This window comes from Flavobacterium fructosi (assembly GCF_042787335.1).
GTDB classification, from domain to species: domain Bacteria; phylum Bacteroidota; class Bacteroidia; order Flavobacteriales; family Flavobacteriaceae; genus Flavobacterium; species Flavobacterium fructosi.
The window spans coordinates 101344-123208 of record NZ_JBHZQA010000008.1 but is presented as its reverse complement, the minus strand read 5'-3'; the positions used below and the strand labels follow the sequence as shown (position 1 = coordinate 123208).

Annotated in this window: 20 protein-coding genes; 4 read left to right on the top strand and 16 right to left on the bottom strand. The window is 32.3% G+C overall.

Annotated features, from left to right (window positions below; genetic code table 11):
• Positions 1-116: 116 nt before the first annotated feature.
• On the top strand, positions 117-1229 hold the full coding sequence (locus ACFX5D_RS12650) for a lactonase family protein (protein WP_379858543.1): 1113 nt from the start codon (positions 117-119) through the stop codon (positions 1227-1229).
• A gap of 57 nt (positions 1230-1286) precedes the next feature.
• Here the strand turns inward: ACFX5D_RS12650 and ACFX5D_RS12645 are convergent, their stop codons facing one another.
• From ACFX5D_RS12645 to ACFX5D_RS12610, 8 genes are all read right to left on the bottom strand, one after another.
• Positions 1287-2639: a DEAD/DEAH box helicase gene (locus tag ACFX5D_RS12645; protein ID WP_379858542.1), complete on the bottom strand. Its 1353-nt coding sequence runs from the start codon at positions 2637-2639 to the stop codon at positions 1287-1289.
• A 130-nt stretch (positions 2640-2769) separates the two neighbouring features.
• Positions 2770-4035: a YaiO family outer membrane beta-barrel protein gene (locus tag ACFX5D_RS12640; protein ID WP_379858541.1), complete on the bottom strand. Its 1266-nt coding sequence runs from the start codon at positions 4033-4035 to the stop codon at positions 2770-2772.
• Positions 4032-6419 carry a sulfatase-like hydrolase/transferase gene (locus ACFX5D_RS12635; protein WP_379858540.1) on the bottom strand — a complete coding sequence of 796 codons (2388 nt, stop codon included), beginning with the start codon at positions 6417-6419 and terminating at the stop codon, positions 4032-4034. Before ACFX5D_RS12635 ends, ACFX5D_RS12640 begins: the two co-directional genes overlap by 4 nt.
• Positions 6420-6443: 24 nt before the next feature.
• Complete coding sequence (locus ACFX5D_RS12630) at positions 6444-7748, bottom strand: glycosyltransferase family 2 protein (protein ID WP_379858539.1); 1305 nt, start codon at positions 7746-7748, stop codon at positions 6444-6446.
• A gap of 122 nt (positions 7749-7870) precedes the next feature.
• Positions 7871-8965, bottom strand: a complete 1095-nt coding sequence (locus ACFX5D_RS12625; RefSeq protein ID WP_379858538.1) for a hypothetical protein — start codon at positions 8963-8965, stop codon at positions 7871-7873.
• A 30-nt stretch (positions 8966-8995) separates the two neighbouring features.
• Positions 8996-9355, bottom strand: a complete 360-nt coding sequence (locus ACFX5D_RS12620) for a response regulator transcription factor (RefSeq protein ID WP_073207859.1) — start codon at positions 9353-9355, stop codon at positions 8996-8998.
• Between the two features lie 822 nt (positions 9356-10177).
• The gene (locus ACFX5D_RS12615; protein WP_379858537.1) at positions 10178-10954 is read right to left on the bottom strand and encodes a TIGR02757 family protein; all 777 of its coding nucleotides are present in this window, start codon (positions 10952-10954) and stop codon (positions 10178-10180) included.
• Between the two features lie 74 nt (positions 10955-11028).
• On the bottom strand, positions 11029-11691 hold the full coding sequence (locus ACFX5D_RS12610; protein ID WP_379858536.1) for an ABC transporter ATP-binding protein: 663 nt from the start codon (positions 11689-11691) through the stop codon (positions 11029-11031).
• A gap of 201 nt (positions 11692-11892) precedes the next feature.
• Between ACFX5D_RS12610 and msrA the strand changes: the two genes are divergently transcribed.
• Positions 11893-12441, top strand: a complete 549-nt coding sequence (msrA, locus tag ACFX5D_RS12605) for a peptide-methionine (S)-S-oxide reductase MsrA (protein WP_379858535.1) — start codon at positions 11893-11895, stop codon at positions 12439-12441.
• A 39-nt stretch (positions 12442-12480) separates the two neighbouring features.
• Positions 12481-12777 carry a hypothetical protein gene (locus tag ACFX5D_RS12600; RefSeq protein ID WP_379858534.1) on the top strand — a complete coding sequence of 99 codons (297 nt, stop codon included), beginning with the start codon at positions 12481-12483 and terminating at the stop codon, positions 12775-12777.
• A gap of 13 nt (positions 12778-12790) precedes the next feature.
• Here the strand turns inward: ACFX5D_RS12600 and ACFX5D_RS12595 are convergent, their stop codons facing one another.
• The 5 genes from ACFX5D_RS12595 to ACFX5D_RS12575 form a co-directional block, all read right to left on the bottom strand.
• The gene (locus ACFX5D_RS12595; protein ID WP_379858533.1) at positions 12791-13093 is read right to left on the bottom strand and encodes a DUF6787 family protein; all 303 of its coding nucleotides are present in this window, start codon (positions 13091-13093) and stop codon (positions 12791-12793) included.
• Positions 13094-13125: 32 nt separating this feature from the next.
• The gene (locus tag ACFX5D_RS12590; protein WP_379858532.1) at positions 13126-13560 is read right to left on the bottom strand and encodes a DUF6146 family protein; all 435 of its coding nucleotides are present in this window, start codon (positions 13558-13560) and stop codon (positions 13126-13128) included.
• 188 nt (positions 13561-13748) lie between these two features.
• The gene (locus ACFX5D_RS12585; RefSeq protein ID WP_379858531.1) at positions 13749-14699 is read right to left on the bottom strand and encodes a D-2-hydroxyacid dehydrogenase; all 951 of its coding nucleotides are present in this window, start codon (positions 14697-14699) and stop codon (positions 13749-13751) included.
• Between the two features lie 136 nt (positions 14700-14835).
• Positions 14836-15906, bottom strand: a complete 1071-nt coding sequence (serC, locus tag ACFX5D_RS12580) for a 3-phosphoserine/phosphohydroxythreonine transaminase (protein WP_379858530.1) — start codon at positions 15904-15906, stop codon at positions 14836-14838.
• A 93-nt stretch (positions 15907-15999) separates the two neighbouring features.
• A complete protein-coding gene (locus tag ACFX5D_RS12575; RefSeq protein ID WP_379858529.1) occupies positions 16000-17058 on the bottom strand; it encodes an acyl-CoA reductase in 1059 nt (352 codons plus the stop codon).
• Between the two features lie 136 nt (positions 17059-17194).
• Here ACFX5D_RS12575 and ACFX5D_RS12570 point away from each other — a divergent pair, with 136 nt between their 5' ends.
• Positions 17195-17545 (top strand): 4Fe-4S dicluster domain-containing protein, encoded by a 351-nt coding sequence (locus tag ACFX5D_RS12570; RefSeq protein ID WP_379858528.1) that lies wholly within the window; start codon positions 17195-17197, stop codon positions 17543-17545.
• A gap of 77 nt (positions 17546-17622) precedes the next feature.
• Here the strand turns inward: ACFX5D_RS12570 and ACFX5D_RS12565 are convergent, their stop codons facing one another.
• The 3 genes from ACFX5D_RS12565 to ACFX5D_RS12555 form a co-directional block, all read right to left on the bottom strand.
• Complete coding sequence (locus tag ACFX5D_RS12565) at positions 17623-18156, bottom strand: hypothetical protein (protein ID WP_379858527.1); 534 nt, start codon at positions 18154-18156, stop codon at positions 17623-17625.
• Between the two features lie 129 nt (positions 18157-18285).
• Positions 18286-19026 carry a class I SAM-dependent DNA methyltransferase gene (locus tag ACFX5D_RS12560; RefSeq protein WP_379858526.1) on the bottom strand — a complete coding sequence of 247 codons (741 nt, stop codon included), beginning with the start codon at positions 19024-19026 and terminating at the stop codon, positions 18286-18288.
• A gap of 106 nt (positions 19027-19132) precedes the next feature.
• Complete coding sequence (locus ACFX5D_RS12555; RefSeq protein ID WP_379858525.1) at positions 19133-21814, bottom strand: TonB-dependent receptor; 2682 nt, start codon at positions 21812-21814, stop codon at positions 19133-19135.
• Between the last annotated feature and the right edge of the window lie 51 nt (positions 21815-21865).

Below are 21865 nucleotides of genomic sequence, written 5' to 3'. Positions count from 1 at the left end.
TACGAATTTGATAACAGTTTTTGGTCAAGTTGTTGTATTTTTTCAAAGGAACATATAAATGAGATTCTTTATAAATAATATTTTGTATTTTTAGCATTCAAATATAATATGTAAACATGAAAAAATATTTTTGCTCTATTCTTTTAATTTTAATAACAGCAACAATTCAAGGCCAAAAAAGCAAAAACAATTTGATTATTGGAACCTATACAAATAGCTGCGAAAGCAAAGGAATGTATGTTTATGATTTTGATTCGAATACTGGAGATTTTAAGTTAAAAAATGCTACGGATAAGGTTAAAAACCCTAGCTATTTAACCGTTTCAAAGGATAATAATTTCGTTTATTCCGTAAATGAAAATGGTGCCGAAAGTTCGGTGAGCTCTTTTGGTTATAATCCGTCCAGCGGAAAATTGAACTTGATCAATAAGCAAAGTTCAAAAGGAGCTGATCCTTGTTATATTATCAATGACGAAAAAAATGTAATTGTAGCTAATTATTCGGGTGGGAATATTGCTGTTTTTGGAAAAAATCCCAACGGAAGTATTACAGAAGCGAAACAGTTAATACAACATTACGGAAAAGGAACAAACGCTAAAAGGCAAGAAGGACCTCATGTACACATGGTTCATTTTTCTCCGGATAAAAAGTTTGTTTTATCGAATGATTTAGGGAATGATAAAGTGTATTCGTATCAATACAATCCCAATTCTCCTACTGAAATATTGAAAATAAAAGATAGTATTTCTGTTAAGTCGGGTAGTGGTCCTAGACATTTGACTTTTAGCAAAGACGGAAGATTTGTTTACCTGTTGCAGGAATTAGATGGGGCATTAACTGTTTTTAGCTATTCCAACGGAATATTGAAAAAAATTGATGAGACGACCATTTTGGCGAAAGATTTCAAAGGAATTTTCAGCTCTGCAGATATCCATATTTCGCCTGACGGGAAATTTTTATATGCAACAAATAGAGGTGAAGCAAATAACATTTCGATTTTTAAAATTCTAAAAAACGGAAAATTACTATCGAAAGGGCAAGTAAGTACTTTAGGAAAAGGACCTAGAAATTTCACGATTGATCCTTCTGGTAAATTTCTTTTGGTGGCACACCAATATACGAATGATGTAGTGATTTTTAAAAGAAATATTAATACGGGATCGCTAACGGACACTGGAAAAAGAATTAATTTATGTTCGCCAGTTTGTTTGGTTTTTACAAAGAATTAGGTCTGCAGGACTAACTAAAAAAGGCTAAAAATGATTGTCATTTTTAGCCTTTTTTAGTTATTTATTTTTATCTTTTCTTTTTTTGTCTCTGGTTTTTAGCATGTTTCTATTTACCGATCCATGTGTTTTCTTCTTGGTGACACCAGGACCGCCTAAATTGACTTTCTTATTCTTTTTGCTTTTCTCTTGAAAAGCACCGTCTCCGTCAAGCTTCTGTTTTTTCATCATAAACTTAATCGGTTGTCTGTCTTTTTCAGGTTCGATTAATTTAGAGGAAACTTCAACGGTTTCTGGAAAAGCTTCGATTGCTAATTCCATGTTCATCAAGACTTCAATTTCGATTTTGGATTCTTCCTCACGAGGCGCGATAAGGCTAATTGCCGTTCCTTTTGCATCGGCACGACCGGTTCTACCAATTCGGTGCATATACAATTCAGGCATTTCGGGCATTTCAAAATTGACAACATGGGTGATACTGGAAATGTCCAAACCCCTCGCCATAATATCAGTAGTGATTAAACCACGTAAATTTCCTTCTTGAAACGAAGCCATTGTACTCAAACGATAATTTTGAGATTTATTCGAGTGAATTACTCCAAATTCTCCTTCAAAATCTTCCTCGATTCTTTCATGAACCATATCAGAAATCTTTTTATTATTCACAAATACCAAAACACGACTCATGTCTTCGTTATTTTGTAATAAATGTTTTAGAAGGTTTATTTTAGTGTTAAAATTGGGAACTTGATAGCTGATTTGTTTGATGTTTTCCAATGGAGTTCCTGATGCAGATAAGGTAACTTCTTCCGGATAATCGAAATAATCATTCAAAATAGCATCTACTTCATCTGTCATGGTTGCCGAAAACAAAATGTTTTGACGTTTTTTTGGCATCATGGCTAAAATAGATGTCAATTGGGTACGGAAACCTAAATTAAGCATCTCATCAAACTCATCGATTACCAATTTTTGCATTTCTTCAAAACGAATCACATTATCCAGCGTTAAATCCATGATTCTTCCTGGAGTTCCCACAAGTATGTCACAACCTTGATAAACGGTTGTTTTTTGAGTATTAATGTTGACACCTCCAAAAATACCAACGGTACGAACCGACATATATTTTGTCAATTTTTCTACCTCTTCCACCACTTGTACTACAAGTTCACGCGTAGGAACCAGAATTACTATTTTAGGAGTATGTCCCGGAGTAAATTTATATAATTTCAATAAAGGCAACAGGTAAGCAAATGTTTTACCAGTACCGGTTTGAGCTATACCCATCATGTCTCTTCCTGACATTATCACAGAAAAAGTTTTTTCCTGAATAGGAGTAGGTGTTGTAAATCCTAAATCGTCTATTGCTTTTTGTACAGATTTAGGAAGATTGAATTGCTCAAAAGTAGTCATTTGCTTAAATTTTTTGCAAAGATAGTCTTTTTGAATGTAATGACAGAATAAGATTTTAAACTAATGATTTATAGTGATTTACGATGTTGAGTCAGTAAATTACAATTACTATTTAATTTTTCAGTATTTTTTACTTGAACTTTAATTCCCAAGATAAATTAAGTGAATAAATCCAAAAGTAATTCCCTGGGTCAAATATTATTTCTTGGTGGGTAACCGCAAATTGTGTTCCCCAAGCATTTTGCTTATTTGACGTAGTGAAATAATATCCAAAATTAAATTTTTGCGACTTTAAATTTAGGATTGAAGCTTCGTTACCACTGAAATTAAACTGATTTATTTCTGGTGAAAATCCAATTCCTAACGCAAGACCTAAATAATTATCAGCATCACTACGGTATTTACGGTACGATAAGGTTCCAGAAGTACTTGTTCCGGCTCCACCAGGCGTAACATAAGGACGAAATGACCAATAACTATTACCAGTGTACCAGCCAATGGAACCTGTATATATGTTAGTTGTTGTGCTGTACTTCAAAGTTCGGAATCCTAAGGAAACTTCAAAACTTTTCGGTAAGGATTTGTACAATTCAGCACCATATCTGACATCTGGAAAAAGAAATGAATTGGACAATCCAATATTAAGATAAGCGTAGAATCCTTTTGAAATTTTTGGATAGACATCTACTTCGTATTGTAAACCATTTTCCTGGAATCTTCTATTGAAATTTACTTTACCTATGATACTTCCGTATTTTGTTTGACGGCTATATTTGAATGTATGATACTGCATAGGGTCAAATAGTGAGGAATATAGATCAACCGTTGAATTAATACCAATGGTATTATGACGTGCGTTTATATTTAAACTTACTTTATAATCTGTGGCTTTTTGGTCTTCTGGATTTTTATCCAATATAAATTGAACTGTATTTAATGCTTCTATTGGGTTGTTTGTGCTTTCTTGCGCCCTAGCTTTTAAATACAAAATTTCAGCATCACCAGGAAAATTTTTCAAAGCTTCGGTTGTCATTTCTAAAGCTGCAAATGACATATCTGCCCATGATTCATTCTTAATTGCGGCTATCCATATGTCTTTACTTTTCGAATTTTTTTCTAAAATATAAGCAAACTCTTTTCTTGCTTTTTTATACTCAGAATCCCAAGAATAGGTGGTCGCCAAAAAAGAACGGATTTCGTGATAATCTGGATATTTAGTCAGGATAGAAAGTAAGGTATCCTGTGCCTGTTTGCGTTGGTTATTAAAAGCTAAAGTACGGGCTGTTTCAAAGGACGTATCTGGATCTCCATTATATTTCTTCTCTTGCCCCGACATTTGTAAGACACCTAAAAATGTACCGATACAAATCAGTTTCATCACTATTTTTGACATCATTTTTTCAAGGATTTTTTAAAAGTTACGTAATTATTATTTTCAGGATAAATTTTTAATATACTGTCAATTGTTTTATTTGTATCCTTAGAATTATTCATCCTTTTGTAAGCCTGAGCTAATTTATAAGCCAATTCAGGATCATTTATTTGATTACTTATTGCTTTTTTGCCAATTTCGACCGCTTTCTTATTTTGGCCTGACCACCAATATACATCCATTAAAGCTAAATAAGAGTCGACATAAAATGGGGTTCTGTTTACCACTTCAAGCAATTCTATTTCAGCATTTTTGTAATCGCCATCCCAGGCTAATGTTCTGCCTTTCAATGTTCTTACATCGCCGTAATTAGGGAGTTTATTCAAAATATAATTACATAGTAAACGTGCTTTTTCACGCTCTTTTTTGAATGCTAAATCCCTGGCCACAAAGAAAATATGATCAGGATCCAATCCTTTTGTTAATTTTTTGATTAGCGCATGTTGCTCGGGTGTAAATGCATACGTAGGTTTTATAAAGCTGGTAGCAACATTGGTAATTTTATTCTTTGTGGTTAAGTAAACATTCAATTTTTTATAATCGTTAAAAGAAGCGGTTATCGTTTCCATCATATCATCGTCCGTCTCATTAATATTAAAATTTTCATCAATTTTAAACAGGCTTCCATCTGAATAAAAATAGTCTTTATAAATATAATCATTGATGCTGCCTTTGTATCTCATCAACGGAATGGTGTGAATATTTCTAAATTCCTTAACGGTGTCCAAACCTTGACCTACCCAAGTGGTTTTTTCCAATTTGTTGAACTTGTAATTGTTCGTCAAAAAAGATACTAAACTTGGCGTTACATCCGTATGTGCAGAAACGGATTTGAATTTAGCGGTTTTCTTCAACATTGGGCTGTAAATGTACAACGGCACGTGAAAGCGGGATAAATTGTCTTTTTGAGGAATCGGAATCAATCGGTGATCTCCTGTAATTACAAAAATGGTATTTGCATAATCCGGTCTTTTAGAATAGGCTTCCATGAACTTTTGGATAGAATTATCAGTGTAAAGAAGAGATGCAAATATGTCCTTGTATTCACTCATCTTATTTTTTTCAAAATAAGATTTTTTGTCTATGATACGCTGCGCCTTTTCTAAGTACACTTTTTTGGAAGGGAATTCAAATGGTTCGTGATTGCTAAGTGTCATTATGATATCCAATCGAGGCTCTTTTTTAGCTTTTAATTCAGATAATGTTTTTCTGAATATCTCAGAATCGGGATATCCCCACGAGAAACCAGCGGCGTTTTTTTTGGTTACAACATATTCAGGGCCAAAGTTATTGATGTCTATTAGGTTATCAATACCATTATATTCTAAAAAACTTCTTTTTCTGTCAAAATTTGAGTCTGCTCCACAGTAATAAGAAGTAGTATAGCCGTTTGATTTTAGAATGCTGATCAATGAATTATGTTTGGGTAGCGGATCCATTTCCATGAAGCCATTTTCTCCAAGCGGTAACGAGCCGAGCAATGAAGGCAATACACCGAATGTTCGACCGGCATTACTTACGAAATTTTCCCAGTAAAGTGATTTCGTAGTCAAGGAGTCTAAGTAAGGGGTGAAGCCTTTATATTCACCATCATCGATAAAATCACTACCGAGCCCTTCAACAATAATAAAAACCACATTTGGTTTCTCCTTGTGAATGTTAAAAAATGGAGCCAATACATCTTTCGTGTTTTCTGATGCTTTTTCCAAAGGGAATTCTTTCTTGAAAGTAAGGTTGCCTTCAGAAGCCATAGCTTTGTCATTTTGAGTTCTTATGATATCACTCAACAAGAAATTTAATTTGTTTAGGGAAGCGGGTTTATTGCTGCGGGCAATTAAATTTAAACTCCCAAAAAAGAATACAACTATAAGTAGAATTTTTGGATTGATTTTATGTCCAAATAAATGGAAAAGCCAATTCAGCCCTAAGTAAAGAAGTACGATAACTATAAATGGCAAGAATAATGTGAAAGAGATAGATACAGAGCTTGTAACGGTATGGTAAATGTCGTCATAAGAATAGCCAACAAGGTCAGCTCCAAGATTGACGTGAGTGGTCAGACTATACCCTATTAAGGCAAGCTGAATGATAACTATAATAGAGAACAGCATCTTAATGACAATTATTCCGAACGAATTTTTTATGTATTTTAATATTAAATACAGTGGGAAAAATACTAATCCAATTAGTATTCCGGTAAAAAAGTCGTTTACCACTTTATAGGCAAATAATTGTATTTCAAAATTTTTGAATACTTCAATCAAACTTAATAAGCAAAAAATAATCATCAATGAAACAGTTGCATAAATATATTCTAAACTGTTTTGGTAAGTAAATTTAATCTTCATTTAAATGTGTTTTTTAACATAGTTTTAAGCTTTGGTTATTCCTTTTCGAGTCATAGCTCCCCATTTCTTTTTTTTGTTGAAATAGTAATCTTTATTTCCAGCTATAGCTGCATACAATATAAAAGGATGTATCACAAAAGGTTCAAGAAAAGCAATCATTATCATTTTGAAACCGGTACCTTTTTTCTTATATTGATGATAGGTAAGCTCTTCAGAAATGATCGCTGTAATAGAAAATAATACTGTAAATAAATACGCTAAAAGAATAAACGCAATGGTATAATCCCATCTTACTTGATTGCGAAAAATAAGATAGGAGAAATATATTACACCTAAAACTTCTACAATAGGCGCCATTCTTTCAAACAAAAACCAATAAGGATAACTTAGCGTCCCCATAGAACTATATTTTCGATTGAATCCAATTTTTCTATGTTTCCGAAGTGTTTCAATAGTTCCTCGCGTCCATCTGTTTCTTTGAGAAATAAATATTTTGTAATTGTCAGGAGCTTCTGTCCAGCAAAGTGGATCTGGAATATAGGCGACTTTATATTTGAGTTTCTTTTCCTCCATATAGCGTCTCATGCGAACAATGATTTCCATATCCTCGCCAACAGTATTTGTGTCATATCCTCCCACTTCAATGGCTATTTTTTTATCAAATAAACCAAAGGCACCAGATATAACTAATAATCCATTTAACCTGCTCCATGCCATTCTACCAAGTAAAAAAGCTCTTAAGTATTCTAGAATTTGCCCTTTTTCCAGCATTTTTTCGGGAAGGTTAACATCAAGTAATTTACCTTGTTTAATGACACAGGAATTGGCAATTCGAATCACACCGCCTGCGGCAATAACATCTCTGTCAGTTGTTTCTAAAAATGGCTTTACTAATTTTAGCAGTGCATCTTCTATTAATAAACAATCTACATCAATACAAGCAACATATTTGTTAGTGCTTATATTAAGACCCATATTCAAGGCATCTGCTTTTCCTCCGTTTTCTTTATCAACAACAATTAATTTTTCGAAGGCAGGGTTTGTTGACTTGTAAATCCCCTTTCTTAGTGGCTGCGTTGGAATTTGTGCATTAATAAGAAAATCTACTGGAATTAAACTATAGGCTAAAATCAGTTTTTCCAGACTGTCATCTTTACTTCCGTCATTTACAATAATTACATCATAATTTGCGTAATGTGAAGAAAGCAATGATCTTACGTTTTCAATAATATTTAAGCTTTCATTATAGGCAGGGGCAATAATTGAAATAGAAGGAGATATATTTGAAGACAGTATTTTATTGTAGTTAACGAATTTATTTTTTTTCATATACTCAACAGTTTCAAATACAGATATAATACCTAATATAATATAGGAACTTATAATCATAAAACTGTACAGAAAAAATAAAAAATGAATAATAAACGTCATGTTCGGTATTTTAGAAGGAGTTAATTTGATTCTATATATTTTACAATTCTAACAAATTCAGGTTCTACTGTCAAATTCTTAAAACGGTTAAACTCTTCAATATTTAAGTTTCTTAAAATTTTAAGTGCTGAGAATTTGATTTCAAAATTTGTATTGTGAATATGTTCTATGACAAAGGGTTTGTCTGTCATTTCATATAGATTTTCCATCATTTCAAAAAAAGCAATTTGTTCTTCTAAAAAAATAATTTTAAAATTATTTTTTAAAATTATTTTTGCATCAATAATATTTAAATAGCTTAAAAGATGAATAACATCAATTCTTATTTTTATATTCTTATGGTCCAAAAGTGCTATTAACTCATCCTTTACGCCATATTGATTGTAGATTTTTGCAAGTTTTAATGCAAAAAACACAACCGATTCATTTGATGATTTTAACCATAAATTGATGCTTGTAACCCGTTGATTAGTGTGTAATTGAAGTACTTCTAATAATTGAATCTGATCCCATTCAGATATTGGGGTTGTAATATTATTTAAAAAATCAAGACCTTCAAAATAAAATAGATTGACTAAGTACAATTGCATGGCACTACGTACTTCTGTTTTGGGATGGTTTATATGGATTTTAACTTGGTCCTGAACTTCTTTTACATGAAAAAGTGTAAGTTCTCTAATTCCGTCTGCTATAATATTCCATTTTCTACTTTTTAATTTAGATAAAGAATAATCTAAAAGTCCGATGTGAATGTATAATTTATGAAGAGATTCAGCCATTTCTCCGGAGATTTCATAACTTAATTTTAGTAATGTTGAGATTAAAATGGTTCTGCTGAAAGTTTCAGATATATTTGATTTTAATTGGTCAATAATTGATTGTTGCTCGGAACTGATTTCAACTGTTTCATCTCCAGCGTACAAATAATTTATTACCAAAGTTTCATATTCTTTTTCTATTTTATTTTTTAATTTTTCATTTGCTCTTAAAAAGTTCCTTAAATATTTCAGATATATAGTTATGATTATAATAAAAAAAATTATTATCACAATAAAGGCCCAAACCGCTTGGATTATTAAAGGTGATTTTTCAATAAAATAATTATATTCTAACATACTATTTAAGAGGACTTTTATATTTAAAAATTAACGTAAAATCTTTTTTACCCTATTGACTAATTCATTAGGACTAAAAGGTTTGCTCATGAAATCTGTAGCTCCTAATTTGAAAGCTTTAAGTACTATTTCTTCCTGTCCAGACGCTGAAAACACAATAATAGGCGTTTGATTGTTTAACTTGTTTCTAACATGACTTATGACTTCTAATCCACTTATATAAGGCATCATAATGTCAGTTAATATTAATTCTGGATTATGTTCTTCAATTAATTCAATAGTTTCTTTTCCATTTTCTGCTATAAGAAGTGTATATCCCTCTTTTTCTAATCTAAATTTAAGTAACATCGAAAGCATTGAATTATCTTCTGCGAGTACAATTTTTTTCATATTACTTATTGTGTAATGATATTCTTTCTATAGGTGCTAACATAAAAATTGTTATTCGAGTTAGACGATGCAAACTGTACACGTACTTTTTTTTCGTAATTTTTTCAATTGTAATGCTATGGATATTGATTGAATTTATATTTTTTTTAATTACTAAAATTTAAAATGGAGCACTTTTTAGGTTCGTTTTTTGCCTAAATTTCGATTTTAATTTTTTTAAATTGCTCCATCTATATTAACTACGTAATAGCATTCATATTGGTTTTGCAAAAATATTTTTTTTAAAATTAGGATGATGTGCAAACCTTTCGAGAGCTATTGATCCGGAAAAATAAATTCCTTTTATGAAATTATAGCTGTTTAAATTATTTTCTTGATAGATGTTTTTTTTTAAAGATCTAATTTGTAAAATAATAATTTGAATGTATTGGTTGTTTTTTTGTTTTGCATTGTTAATAGGGAATGCCATAGTTTCTTTTCCAGTTTTGAAGCTGTTAATTAGCAATTGAAGCTGACTACGCAGAATTGCGATAAAAAGAAAGGGTGCTGTGAAAAAAATATATAGTGCTATTATATTTTTGGTATGAACAGCCTTGTTAAATAGAATAATCCACTGATTATTACTATTTATTTTTGACGTTATTTCATATGTAAAATAAGTACTGTTTCTGTTAGAAATACTTAAGTAGGTTCTCATTATTTAGGGGGCATTTATTTTAATAGTCAAATAATAACTTTAAGATCTTTAAAATCATAAATTCTCATTCAATTAGTAGGGGGGCGAAGGTATACATAATTAGAGACATTACCTATTATTAAGTGTTAAAACCCTTCAAAAACGCCTAGTCCAAAAAGAGCGAAATCGTATTTAACAGGATCGGAAGAATCTAAAATACGTAATTGTAAGTCCAATTCTGCTAGTGCTTTACCATCATTTTGTTTTCTGTTCAGCAGACCTAATTTTCGAGCCACATTGCCGGAATGGACGTCCAAGGGGCAGGATAAGGCTGCAGGTGAAATACCTTTCCAGATTCCTAAATCAACGCCTTTATTATCTTGTCGAATCATCCATCTTAAGAACATGTTGATACGTTTAGCAGCTGAATTATTAAAAGGATCTGAAATATGTTTTTGTGTTCTATACTGATGAGGGATTTCAAAGAATATTTTTTTGAATTGATGAATACTACTTTGGGTTGATGCTGTCTCAATTCCTTGAGATTGATCTTGGGTAAAAATAGTTTCTAGACCACCATGATTTTTATAAATATGTTTTAAACTTCTAATAAAACTGGCAAAATCTTGTCCGTTAAAAGTTCTGTGAACGAAAGTTTCTAGTCGTTGTAAATCATTTTCGGTATGTGACATAACAAAATCATAAGGTGCATTTCCCATCAAATCCATCATTCGATGTGAATTTTTGATAATCATTTTACGATTTCCCCAAGCAATAGTTGCGCTGAGAAAGCCCGCGATTTCAATATCTTCCTTTATAGAAAATAAATGCGGAATTTGTACTGGATCACTTTCTATAAAATCAAAATTATTATATTGAATTACTTTTTCGTCTAGAAAATCTTTTAGTTCAGAAGTATTCATCTTTTTTGTGTCAAGTTTAAGGTTTAAAACGGTTCTTATTTCAAATAAACTTTAAACCTGAAATTTTAAACTTTCTAGTTACTAATCAATCCGTCCACCATTATTAGTTTCCGGTCTGCCATATTTGCTAATTCCTCATTGTGAGTCACGATGACAAAAGTTTGTCCAAATTCATCTCTTAATTTGAAAAATAGCTGATGCAAATTTTCCGCGGATGCAGTATCTAAATTTCCGGAAGGTTCATCGGCGAAAATGATTGCTGGTTTGTTGATCAGTGCTCTTGCAACAGCAACACGTTGTTGTTCTCCTCCCGAAAGCTCGTTAGGCTTGTGATTCATTCGATGGGAAAGGCCAAGATAGGTTAATAGCTTTTCAGCTTCAATCTCCGTTTCTTGTTTGGATTTATTGGCAATGAAAGCAGGAATACAAACATTTTCGAGCGCCGTAAATTCAGGAAGTAATTGATGAAATTGGAAAATAAACCCTAAATTTAAATTTCTGAATTTAGACAAAGTCTTGTCATTCATCGTCAGAATATCTTTATCATTAATTCGTAATTCTATTTCATTTTCAACTGTAGGTTTATCGAGCGTTCCAAGAATTTGCAATAGTGTCGTTTTTCCTGCTCCCGAAGCACCCACGATAGAAACAATTTCTCCTTTTTTTATGTGTAAGTCAACCCCTTTCAAGACATGAAGTTGATCGTAATATTTATGTAAATTTTTGGCATGTATCATTTTGAAACTATTTTCACAAAGAAACAAAGATTTTAGTGATTATTAAATGGATGCAATAGATATTTCCTTTCGACAAATTATAAACTTTAGTTAATATGGAATAATCAGTTTCAAATATTATATTAAATTTGATTTTCAAACTATTTGTATGCAAAGTGATACAGCCACGTCTTTTTGTGAAAAATTAGAAAAACAATAAATATGGAATTACAAAACGAATTAGAAGTTGCCACTTTTGCCGGCGGTTGTTTTTGGTGTACTGAAGCAGTTTTTTTAGAATTAAATGGAGTGAAAACGGTGGTTTCGGGATATATAGGTGGAGATACAATTAATCCAACTTATGCGGCTATTTGCAATGGAGACACTGGTCACGCTGAAGCGATTCAAATTACTTTTGATCCTAGCAAAATAAGTTTTGGTGAACTGTTGGAAATATTTTTCGCAACGCATGATCCCACTACTTTGAACCGCCAAGGAAATGATGTTGGTACACAATACCGAAGCGAAATTTTCTATAATAATGAAAATCAGAAAGATTTAGCCGAAGCATATATTGCTTTAATGACTAGAGAAAATACGTTTGGGGAACCAATTGTTACCGTAGTTTCACCAGCTACATTATTTTATGAAGCCGAGGATTATCATCAAAATTATTACAATCAAAATAAATTACAAGGATATTGCAGTTATGTAATTACGCCAAAAGTAGAAAAATTGAAGAAGATTTTCAAAGACAAAATCAAAAATTAATTGGCATTAGATTTGTATAAATAGTTCTAAAACAGAATAATGAAAAAAGTACAAATTGGCAAAACAGATAATAAAAAAAGAAATTTTTTCCTAGGGATATTATTTGATGCCATAGGAATGTTATCGTTTACTGTTCCATTTGTCGGAGAATTCTCTGATGTGGTTTGGGCTCCCATTGCCGGTTATTTAATGACAACAATGTATAAAGGAATGGTTGGGAAAGTGGGTGGAGTAGTTACTTTTCTGGAAGAAATCTTGCCATTTTCGGATGTTATTCCCACATTTACCTTGACTTGGATTTATAATTATTGGTTAAAAAACAAAAACGCTTCATAATTGAAGCGTTTTTTTATTCTTTAAAAAAAAATCCGAATCCCATTCGTTTTAGCATCTTTTTTTCGAATGCCCAAAAAAATTTGAATTGTCCGAAAACAAATCCGATTAGTACTAAAAGCACTTGGTATATTGGAAAAATCAATAATAGTCTAACGGGAGTGAACCAATAACCTAAGTCTGATTTTGTAATTCCGAGCCAAAAACAAAATGGCTTTGATAACCAGGCTGAAGCCGAACCAGTAATTGCAAAAACAATAAATATAATTGTGAGTTGGAAATTGGTTTCAATTCCCCAACGTTTTTTTAAATCGCTCATCTTTATTTATAATGATTACAAATATAGTGACATTATCTTGAGGGAACAGTACCAAAGAGTCTTTGTTTGTAGGTGTTTTGAAAATAAATAAAGTAATTATAAATCAAATAGTTCACTTCATAACCATAATCAATGTTAGAATCATAGTTGATAGTCATTTCATAAAGATTAGGGTCATATCGTTGTGGTTGTAAAACGCGGCTGTTCCACTCGCTAACGTAAAATTGATTTTTGTTTTCTAAGTAGTTTTGGGAGTGATACCCTCTGGGAAAAGCTCTTGAATAAAGCCAAGTGCTGAAACCAGGGTCGATGATTATGACTTCATATTGGAGTTTATCGTTGGCAATTCTAACAGTGTCACTTTGAGTAGGAATTGTTTTATCTGTTTTTGAAAAAGGGGATGTTGAAGTTTTACAACTATAAAGGGAAACTAAAATAATTGCTAGTATATAAACGCTATTTTTCATGACAGAAATGATTTATAAAGTTACAAAAATAAATCTTTACTGTTGTTTTTGTACTAAAAAATTAATTATCAATTGGTTGGAATTAAAAAACACAAAATGAATCTGCCAACCAAAAAAATAAAATCTATAAAAAAGGGATTCATTGAACAATGTCAATAAATCCCTTTTTACTATTTAATACAAAAATGCTAGCCCAATATACTGATAATTTGTGAAGCTAATTCAGTACCAATTCTATCTTGTGCTTCTCCTGTTGCAGCTCCAATGTGTGGAGTCATTGAGATTTTATGGTTCATCAAAATAGTCATTTCCGGCGTTGGCTCGTTTTCAAAAACATCCAATCCAGCGAACAATACTTTTCCGCTATCTAATGCTTTTACTAATGCTACTTCATCAATAACACCACCACGCGCACAGTTTACAATACCTACGCCGTCTTTCATGATAGCTAATGCTGCCTCCCCAATGATGTAACCATCTTGAGCAGGAACGTGTAATGTTATGAAATCAGCTTCTTTGAATAAAGATTCCAATGATTGAGAAACGATAGATGTTGTGATAGATTGACCGTCAAAAAATTCAACTTTAACGTCAACTTGTGGGATAAACATATCAGCAGCAATCACTTTCATGCCTAAACCTAATGCGATTTTAGCAGTAGCTTGACCAATGCGTCCAATTCCTACAACACCAAGAGTTTTTCCTCTTAACTCGATTCCGTTAGCATATGCTTTTTTCAAACCTTCAAAGTTTGTATCTCCTTCAAGAGGCATATTTCTGTTCGAGTCATGTAAAAAACGTACGCCAGAAAATAAATGTGCAAAAACTAGTTCTGCTACTGATTCTGATGAAGAAGCAGGAGTATTGATTACGTGAATTCCTTTGCTTTTAGCATAGTCCACATCAATATTATCCATACCTACACCACCACGACCAATAATTTTTAATCCTGGGCATGCGTCGATGATATCTTTACGAACTTTGGTAGCACTACGCACCAAAACAACGCTTACATTGTTTTCATTTACAAAGTTAGCCACTTGTTCTTGTGCTACTTTTGTAGTTATAACTTCAAATCCACCTTTTTCTAAAGCTAGAATTCCACTTTTAGAAATTCCGTCATTGGCTAATACTTTCATTTATGTTTTAATTTAAAGATTGAAAAATTAAATGATTTAAAGATTCAATCAGGATTTTATAATTTTAAAGTGTAATTTTAATTGAAAGATTTACTAATTGATTTTTATAATTATTAAATCTTCAATTCTTAAATTATTACATGTTTTTTTCCAATTCTTTCATTACATCAACTAATACTTGAACACTTTCTAATGGAAGCGCATTGTACATGGAAGCTCTGTAACCACCTACTGAACGGTGACCAGGTAATCCTGATATTCCAGCAGCTTTCCACATGGCATCAAATGTTTCTGCGTGAGCAGCATCATTTAATAAGAAAGTAGCATTCATGTTAGAACGATCTTCAACAGCAGCCGCTCCTTTGAATAATGGGTTTCTGTCAATTTCTCCATAAAGTAATGCTGCTTTCGCATTATTTATTTTTTCAATTGCAGCAACACCTCCAAGGTTTTTCAACCATTGTAAAGTCAATAACGATGCGTAAACTGGGAAAACAGGTGGAGTGTTATACATACTTTCTGCTTTGATATGCTTAGTATAATCCAACATGCTTGGGATTACTCTATTATTTTTACCCAAAATTTCTTCTTTAACAACAACTAAGGTAGTTCCTGCCGGACCCATATTTTTTTGAGCTCCTGCATAAATCAAATCAAATTTAGAAAAATCCAATTCTCTTGAAAATATATCAGAACTCATATCGCATACGATTGGCATATCAAGTGATGGAAATTCCTTCATTTGTGTACCAAAAATGGTATTGTTACTAGTACAATGGAAATAATCAGCATCTGCTGGTACTGTATATCCTTTTGGAATATGATTGTAATTTTCTTCTTTTGATGAAGCGACAACAACCGTATCACCAAATAATTTTGCTTCTTTTATAGCTGCTGTTGCCCAAGTTCCTGAATCTAGATAAGCAGATTTCCCGCCTTCTTTCATCAAGTTATAAGGAGCCATTATAAATTCTAAACTAGCTCCGCCAGCAAGAAATAAAGCTTGATATCCTTTTCCTTCAAGGCCTAAAAGTTCAATAACAAGAGCTCTTGCCTCATCCATAACGGCAACGAAGTCTTTGCTTCTGTGAGAAATTTCTAAAATTGATAACCCAGAATTGTTGAAATTTAAAATAGCTTGTGCTGATTTTTCAAAAACTTCTTGTGGTAAAATACAAGGTCCCGCGCTGTAGTTGTGTTTTTTCATGGTGTAGTTTAAGTCCAAAAAATTAAGATGCAAATTTCGGCAATAGGAGTTTAAAAATCGTTAAATAATTCGCAATAATTAAACAATTTTTGACTATGTTGTTAACAAAAACGATATAGTGTCCACGTTATCCGCATAATCCCATAATGCAGGTTTTTGAGTTTGTCCAAAATTAAGGCTGTTTTCTATAACAGAATCACTTATAATGCATTGTATTTGCTGACTTTCTGATTGTAATCGCAGTTGTAAATCATTTATATTTTCATAGTATTCATAGAAAACACTTGAAATAGGCGACGCGTGACTTTTATCTTCTTTCAAGGTCAAAAATCCATTATCTAATAATTTAAAATTGCTCATCAGGAAAACGGCTTTGTTATAATCGTAATTATTGGCATATTTTTCATAATGAACAACATCTTGATATTCGAAAATCGCTTCAAAAAAAGCAACGAAAGAATAGTCTTTCGGGACAAAAAGTTTAGATACATTACGGCATCCTAAACCAAAATATCTAAAAATATCTTCACCAAGCGCTGTAAGTTGTTCTTTGGTTTCCTTTCCAGTCAAGACAGCAACTGAGTTTCTGCTTTTTCGTATTATGGAAGGTTTATCTTTAAAATAATATTCAAAATAACGTGCAGTGTTATTGCTTCCGGTTGCTATGACTGCATCAAAATTTTCTAGTTTTCCATCTACAAAGTGTATATTATTGGCTAATTCAGGTTCAATAGCTATAATATATTTAGCCAAAAAAGGCAATAAATGTTGATCATTCGAGGAAGTTTTAACCAATACTTTATGGCCTGAAATCAATACCGACAAAAAATCATGAAAACCAACTAACGGAATATTTCCTGCAAGGATTAAAGCAATGTTTTTAGATTTATCGATTTTAAAATCATACGCGGATAGCCATTGGTTTAAATTTTCTTCAGTAAGCGCTTCTGACCAGGAATGAATCGAATAATAGACTTGTTCCGGTGTGTACCAGCCATTATGAGATTGCGATAGTTTTATTAAAGCAATAAAATCATCAAAGAAAAAATCGTTAAGTAAAACGGTATTTTTTTTAATAGTATTATCTTCAGAAAATTGACTTAAGAATTTTCCTAATTCAACAAAAACACTTTTTTTTGTTTCTAATGTCATAATGTTTGCTTATGAATAGTTTTGATTGTAATTTTGCACAAAAATAAGCATAATAATGTCGAAAGTCAAAAGTCCTACCGTCAAAAGAATATTTGACATTCGACTTTCGACAGTATGACTTTAAAACTATAAAACGATGGCAATTATAATAACTGATGAATGTATAAATTGTGGTGCTTGTGAACCCGAGTGCCCAAATACAGCAATATACGAAGGAGCGGACGATTGGAGATATAAAGATGGAACCAAGCTTAAAGGAAAAGTAATTTTGCCTGATGGTACAGAAGTTGATTCTGACGAAGCTCAAACGCCAATTTCAGATGAAGTTTATTACATCGTTCCAGGAAAATGTACCGAGTGTAAAGGATTTCATGATGAACCACAATGTGCTGCTGTTTGTCCAGTAGACTGTTGTATTCCAGATGATAATCATGTAGAAACGGAAGAAACGTTGCTTAACAGACAAGTATTTTTACACAACGAATAAATACAACTTGTATTTAAAATATAAAAAAAATCCTGATTTCACTCAGGATTTTTTTATTGAAGGGTATTGTTTCTTAATTATTTGACAATAACATAAGTAGTCACCGTTACTTTATCGGTTTTATCATCGTATGTTTCTAAAACTAGATTTCCATTGGCGTCAAAATAACCATATGAAGTAGCAGTTTTTGTTCTGAAGATGTAGTTGTTATTTGATGTTTTTCTTAGAACTGCCGCTTTTTTACCATCTGGTAAAAACATAGTATAGCCACTTTTGTCAGTAGTTACCTGATATTTTTTTCCGTCTAAATTGTAATAAGCTGATCTGTCAACTTCAATAACTCTTGTGACGCCGTTTGCAGTGACAGCTGTAGTTGCCGTTACTTGGATCGGGCTTTCTTTAATATCCTTATTTAAAACATTTGAATCAGCATCTTTCAATTCAACATTTTGTACTTCTTTGATTTCCTGACTTTTAATTATTTTTTTAGCGCCTTGAAAATCTTTAGTTGTTGTAGTATTGGTTTTAACCTCTGATTTTACATTTGTATTTTGAGCTTGAATATTTAAGGTAAATAAAAAAGCTGCAACACCTAACATTATAGTTTTCATAGTATCTAATTTTAATAATTTGTAAGCTATAAAGATATAGTGTGTTGACTTTAAGTTTGTTGTATAATTCACATGAAAATTTACAATATTCACACACAAAGAATCCTGAGTGTAAATTCAGGATCTTCACTATTTTTTGCAGGCCACAATAACATAGGTATCGTAAGCATATGTTTTTCGATCAATAGTTTTAATTATTTCGAAACCGTTTAAATATAGAAACAATTGCATTTCATTTAAAGTAAATACACGAACAGTAGAGAAGTCATCTGCTATTATTTCTTGTTCGTCATCCTTAACGGTATAATATTGGGCAGTCCACTCTAACATGAAATTTTCTGCTGAAGTTGTTTTCCAGTTGCTGTTTCTGTGGTAATTGATTCCTTCATATTTTGCCTCATGAATAATACCAGGATTCTCTTTAATATAAGGGATAAATCGATTGGCATCTATAAAGTCAAAAATAACAATTCCGCTGCTTTTTAAATTTTTATAAATGGATTCAAAAGTATTGTTGATATCTTCATTTGTAATCATATAACTGGTAGATCTTCCAGTAATTAGTATTGAATCCACAGGGGTTTCAAGTTGGAAATCTCGCATGTCTCCATGAATAAAATGGCAGTTTTCATTTCTTTCTTTGGCAATAGCAATCATACTTTTACTATAGTCTAGTCCTATATATTGCTGATGATTTTCTTGAAATCGTTTCGCTAAATTTCCTGTTCCACTGCCTATTTCCAGAATAGTTTTACAATTGTTTTCTTTGATCAAACTATTGTAAAAATGATGTTCTTCATCATAATCGATGAAGGTTTGGTACATAGCATCAAAAATTGCCGCCATTTTGCCGTTATATAAATTTATCATGATTTTTATATATAGTATAAAATTAAGCAAAAATAGGATGTGAAAATAGGATATAAAAAAAGGACTGTCATAAGACAGTCCTTTTTGAAACTATTCAAAAGATGAATTAGAATTTATAATTCAAAGATAAATTAAACATAGTTCCTAATTGACTAAAATGAAATCCATCATAACTCATTGTGTTGTAACGACCATCAAAAGTGATGTTCATATCCTGAGCGTGAAGCAATGCAGGGTTATTTACAATTGCATTTGCAGATGCAGAACCGTCAGATGTTATTTTGTATTTTGGTATTACATTAAAAATGTTATTAACGTTTAAAGCTAAAGATAAGCTTTTTGTTGCATTAAAATTAACACCTAAATCAGTAACCATTTTTGTTTCAAATTCTGTAGACAATCCTGGATCTGAATAATCAGCATTTTTGAATTTTGTTGGTCCAAAAACAGTATTGTTCAAAGAGAAATTAAATTTACCAATTTCGTAATCTCCTCCAAAAATATATTTGAATTTTGGTCTAGAGGTAAACATTAATGCATCTTGTGTAGCATTGAAGACAGTTTGGTTTCCAGGAAGTGCTGTTACACTTGCAGGGTTTTTTACAGATCCAACTCTTTCGTTCACTAGGGTGTAGTTTCCGGATAAGTTAAGCGCTAATTTTCCAGTTCCCAACATGATATTTCGATATCCGGCAACAAAGTCAAGTCCGGCAGTTCTTGAATCGATTGCATTAACGAAATAAGCTTGCCCGTTTACTAAGTTTCCTAATACAATTCTGTCTTTTACTTTAATGTTATAATAATCTAGAGTAAAGTTGAAATTTTTTGTAGGTTTAAATCCAAATCCTAAAGTTAAATTGTTTGATTTTTCAGCAGTAAGTTTAGGCACTCCAAGAGATCTAGCAGCTGTCGACACATTGCTTATGATTCCCGTAACAGCAATTGCACCACCAGAAAAAGTTGACTGTGATTTTTCAGTATAAATTTGGTGTAAAGATGGCGCTCTAAATCCGGTAGAAAGCGAACCTCTCAACGTAAATTTGTCATCAGCAAATTTGTATCTAGAACTTAATTTCCAAACATTTGCAGCTCCAAAATCGCTATAATCTTCATGACGAACAGTACCGTTTACAAGGAAGTCTTCCGTAAAATCAACCGCGATATCTAAGTAAGCACCTAGGTTGTAACGGTTAAATTTTCCTGAGTTAGCAGGGTCATTTCCTTGAAAAGAATCTGCTCCCATACCATCATAAGATTGTTTGTCGCCGGCAATAACTTCAAAATTTTCTGTTCTAAACTCCGTTCCAAAACCAATACTTACTTTATCTGTTAAAACTTTTGAAATATCTATATTTCCAACAAGATGATTGAAGGATGTTCCCCCAGGACGGAATGTAGTTTGTCCAGTATAAATGTTTGGATTTTGAGCATAAATGAAATTACCATTAGAATCCTTCGATCTGTTTTGAGAATTAGTAACCGTATAAATTTGTTTGTTACCACCAATAGTAACACTGGCATCTGTGTTCCAGCCATTAGTCACATTCTTGTAACCCAAAGTTGCATTGTAGTCATTTAAGTCACCAATAAAAGTAGGAACATAACCTAAATATGATGCAGCAGTTCCATTTCCAAATAAGCTTGCAAGATATGGCATATCTGCAACTGTTCTCCAATAAGGAGCTCTGTAATTTGCAAATGAATTTACTTTTTTATAAACGTATGCCGCATTGTAATAAATTTTTGAATTTTCACTTAAATCGCTTCCACCGTTAACTTCAAATTTAGCTGCTGCTGTTTCTGGAGAACCATTAACGTTTCCTCCGTCTGGTTTTTTAGCCAGAAATGCTTGAGTTGTAGCCAATGGCACACCCCAATAATCAGATTCATCTTGTGCGTTTAATATACCTGGTCTGTTCGCTAATTGAACTTTAGAAAAATCTACAGTATAATTCACAAAACCTTTGTCTCCTACTGTAGAGCCATTGTTGATGCTTATACCGATCATTTCTCCATCACCTTTTCCAGTGATACCTGTCCTTAGTGTTGCAGAACCTCCATTAGTGCTTTTCTTCAAAATAATATTCATTACCCCAGCAATTGCATCAGATCCATATTGAGCAGATGCACCATCGCGAAGAATCTCTACTCTTTCGATAGCGTCTTGAGGTATCGCCGATATATCAGCTCCTGTTTCACCACGTCCCGGAGAGGTTTGTGTGTAAAGCAATGAGCTCATGTTTTTACGTTTACCATTGATAAGAATAAGCGTTCTACTTGGCCCTAAGTTTCTAATTTCGTATGGATCAAGCAATGAAGTTGCATCATTTACAGGCGTTTGAACCGTGTTAAAAGATGGTATTTTATATTGCAATGCTTTATCAAAAGAAGCTTGCCCGGTTGATGCTAAATCTTTTGCAGAGATTACATCAATAGGAAGAGCCGTTGTAGTGTTACTTCTAGGAGCAGTTCTTGTTCCTGTAACCACAATTTCATCTAAAGCTTGTCCACCTTCTTCAGATAAAACAATATTAATTGTTGAGCTTGTTGCTGCTTTTTCCAATTTAGAAAATCCAACATAACTGAATACCAAAGTGGCTCCGTCTTTAACCTTAATTTTGTATGCGCCATCGATATCTGTTGAGACACCGTTGTTTGTTCCTTTTTCGATAATGTTAACGCCTGGTAGCGCCGAGCCAGAATTATCCTTTACAACACCAGAGATATCTTTTTGTGCAAAAAGAAACGTGACGTTTAATAGAAATAATAATAATGCAATTTTTTTCATAATTAGTTGTTTGGTTTGGTTTTTGTTTGAAATCGGGTGCAATATAATTTT

What these genes read in the sequence shown, in the direction of transcription:
- ACFX5D_RS12650 (WP_379858543.1), top strand. Translation starts at nt 117, where the DNA reads ATGAAAAAATATTTTTGCTCTATTCTTTTAATTTTAATAACAGCAACA.
- ACFX5D_RS12645 (WP_379858542.1), bottom strand. Translation starts at nt 2,639, where the DNA reads ATGACTACTTTTGAGCAATTCAATCTTCCTAAATCTGTACAAAAAGCA.
- ACFX5D_RS12640 (WP_379858541.1), bottom strand. Translation starts at nt 4,035, where the DNA reads ATGATGTCAAAAATAGTGATGAAACTGATTTGTATCGGTACATTTTTA.
- ACFX5D_RS12635 (WP_379858540.1), bottom strand. Translation starts at nt 6,419, where the DNA reads ATGAAGATTAAATTTACTTACCAAAACAGTTTAGAATATATTTATGCA.
- ACFX5D_RS12630 (WP_379858539.1), bottom strand. Translation starts at nt 7,748, where the DNA reads ATGAAAAAAAATAAATTCGTTAACTACAATAAAATACTGTCTTCAAAT.
- ACFX5D_RS12625 (WP_379858538.1), bottom strand. Translation starts at nt 8,965, where the DNA reads ATGTTAGAATATAATTATTTTATTGAAAAATCACCTTTAATAATCCAA.
- ACFX5D_RS12620 (WP_073207859.1), bottom strand. Translation starts at nt 9,355, where the DNA reads ATGAAAAAAATTGTACTCGCAGAAGATAATTCAATGCTTTCGATGTTA.
- ACFX5D_RS12615 (WP_379858537.1), bottom strand. Translation starts at nt 10,954, where the DNA reads ATGAATACTTCTGAACTAAAAGATTTTCTAGACGAAAAAGTAATTCAA.
- ACFX5D_RS12610 (WP_379858536.1), bottom strand. Translation starts at nt 11,691, where the DNA reads ATGATACATGCCAAAAATTTACATAAATATTACGATCAACTTCATGTC.
- msrA (WP_379858535.1), top strand. Translation starts at nt 11,893, where the DNA reads ATGGAATTACAAAACGAATTAGAAGTTGCCACTTTTGCCGGCGGTTGT.
- ACFX5D_RS12600 (WP_379858534.1), top strand. Translation starts at nt 12,481, where the DNA reads ATGAAAAAAGTACAAATTGGCAAAACAGATAATAAAAAAAGAAATTTT.
- ACFX5D_RS12595 (WP_379858533.1), bottom strand. Translation starts at nt 13,093, where the DNA reads ATGAGCGATTTAAAAAAACGTTGGGGAATTGAAACCAATTTCCAACTC.
- ACFX5D_RS12590 (WP_379858532.1), bottom strand. Translation starts at nt 13,560, where the DNA reads ATGAAAAATAGCGTTTATATACTAGCAATTATTTTAGTTTCCCTTTAT.
- ACFX5D_RS12585 (WP_379858531.1), bottom strand. Translation starts at nt 14,699, where the DNA reads ATGAAAGTATTAGCCAATGACGGAATTTCTAAAAGTGGAATTCTAGCT.
- serC (WP_379858530.1), bottom strand. Translation starts at nt 15,906, where the DNA reads ATGAAAAAACACAACTACAGCGCGGGACCTTGTATTTTACCACAAGAA.
- ACFX5D_RS12575 (WP_379858529.1), bottom strand. Translation starts at nt 17,058, where the DNA reads ATGACATTAGAAACAAAAAAAAGTGTTTTTGTTGAATTAGGAAAATTC.
- ACFX5D_RS12570 (WP_379858528.1), top strand. Translation starts at nt 17,195, where the DNA reads ATGGCAATTATAATAACTGATGAATGTATAAATTGTGGTGCTTGTGAA.
- ACFX5D_RS12565 (WP_379858527.1), bottom strand. Translation starts at nt 18,156, where the DNA reads ATGAAAACTATAATGTTAGGTGTTGCAGCTTTTTTATTTACCTTAAAT.
- ACFX5D_RS12560 (WP_379858526.1), bottom strand. Translation starts at nt 19,026, where the DNA reads ATGATAAATTTATATAACGGCAAAATGGCGGCAATTTTTGATGCTATG.
- ACFX5D_RS12555 (WP_379858525.1), bottom strand. Translation starts at nt 21,814, where the DNA reads ATGAAAAAAATTGCATTATTATTATTTCTATTAAACGTCACGTTTCTT.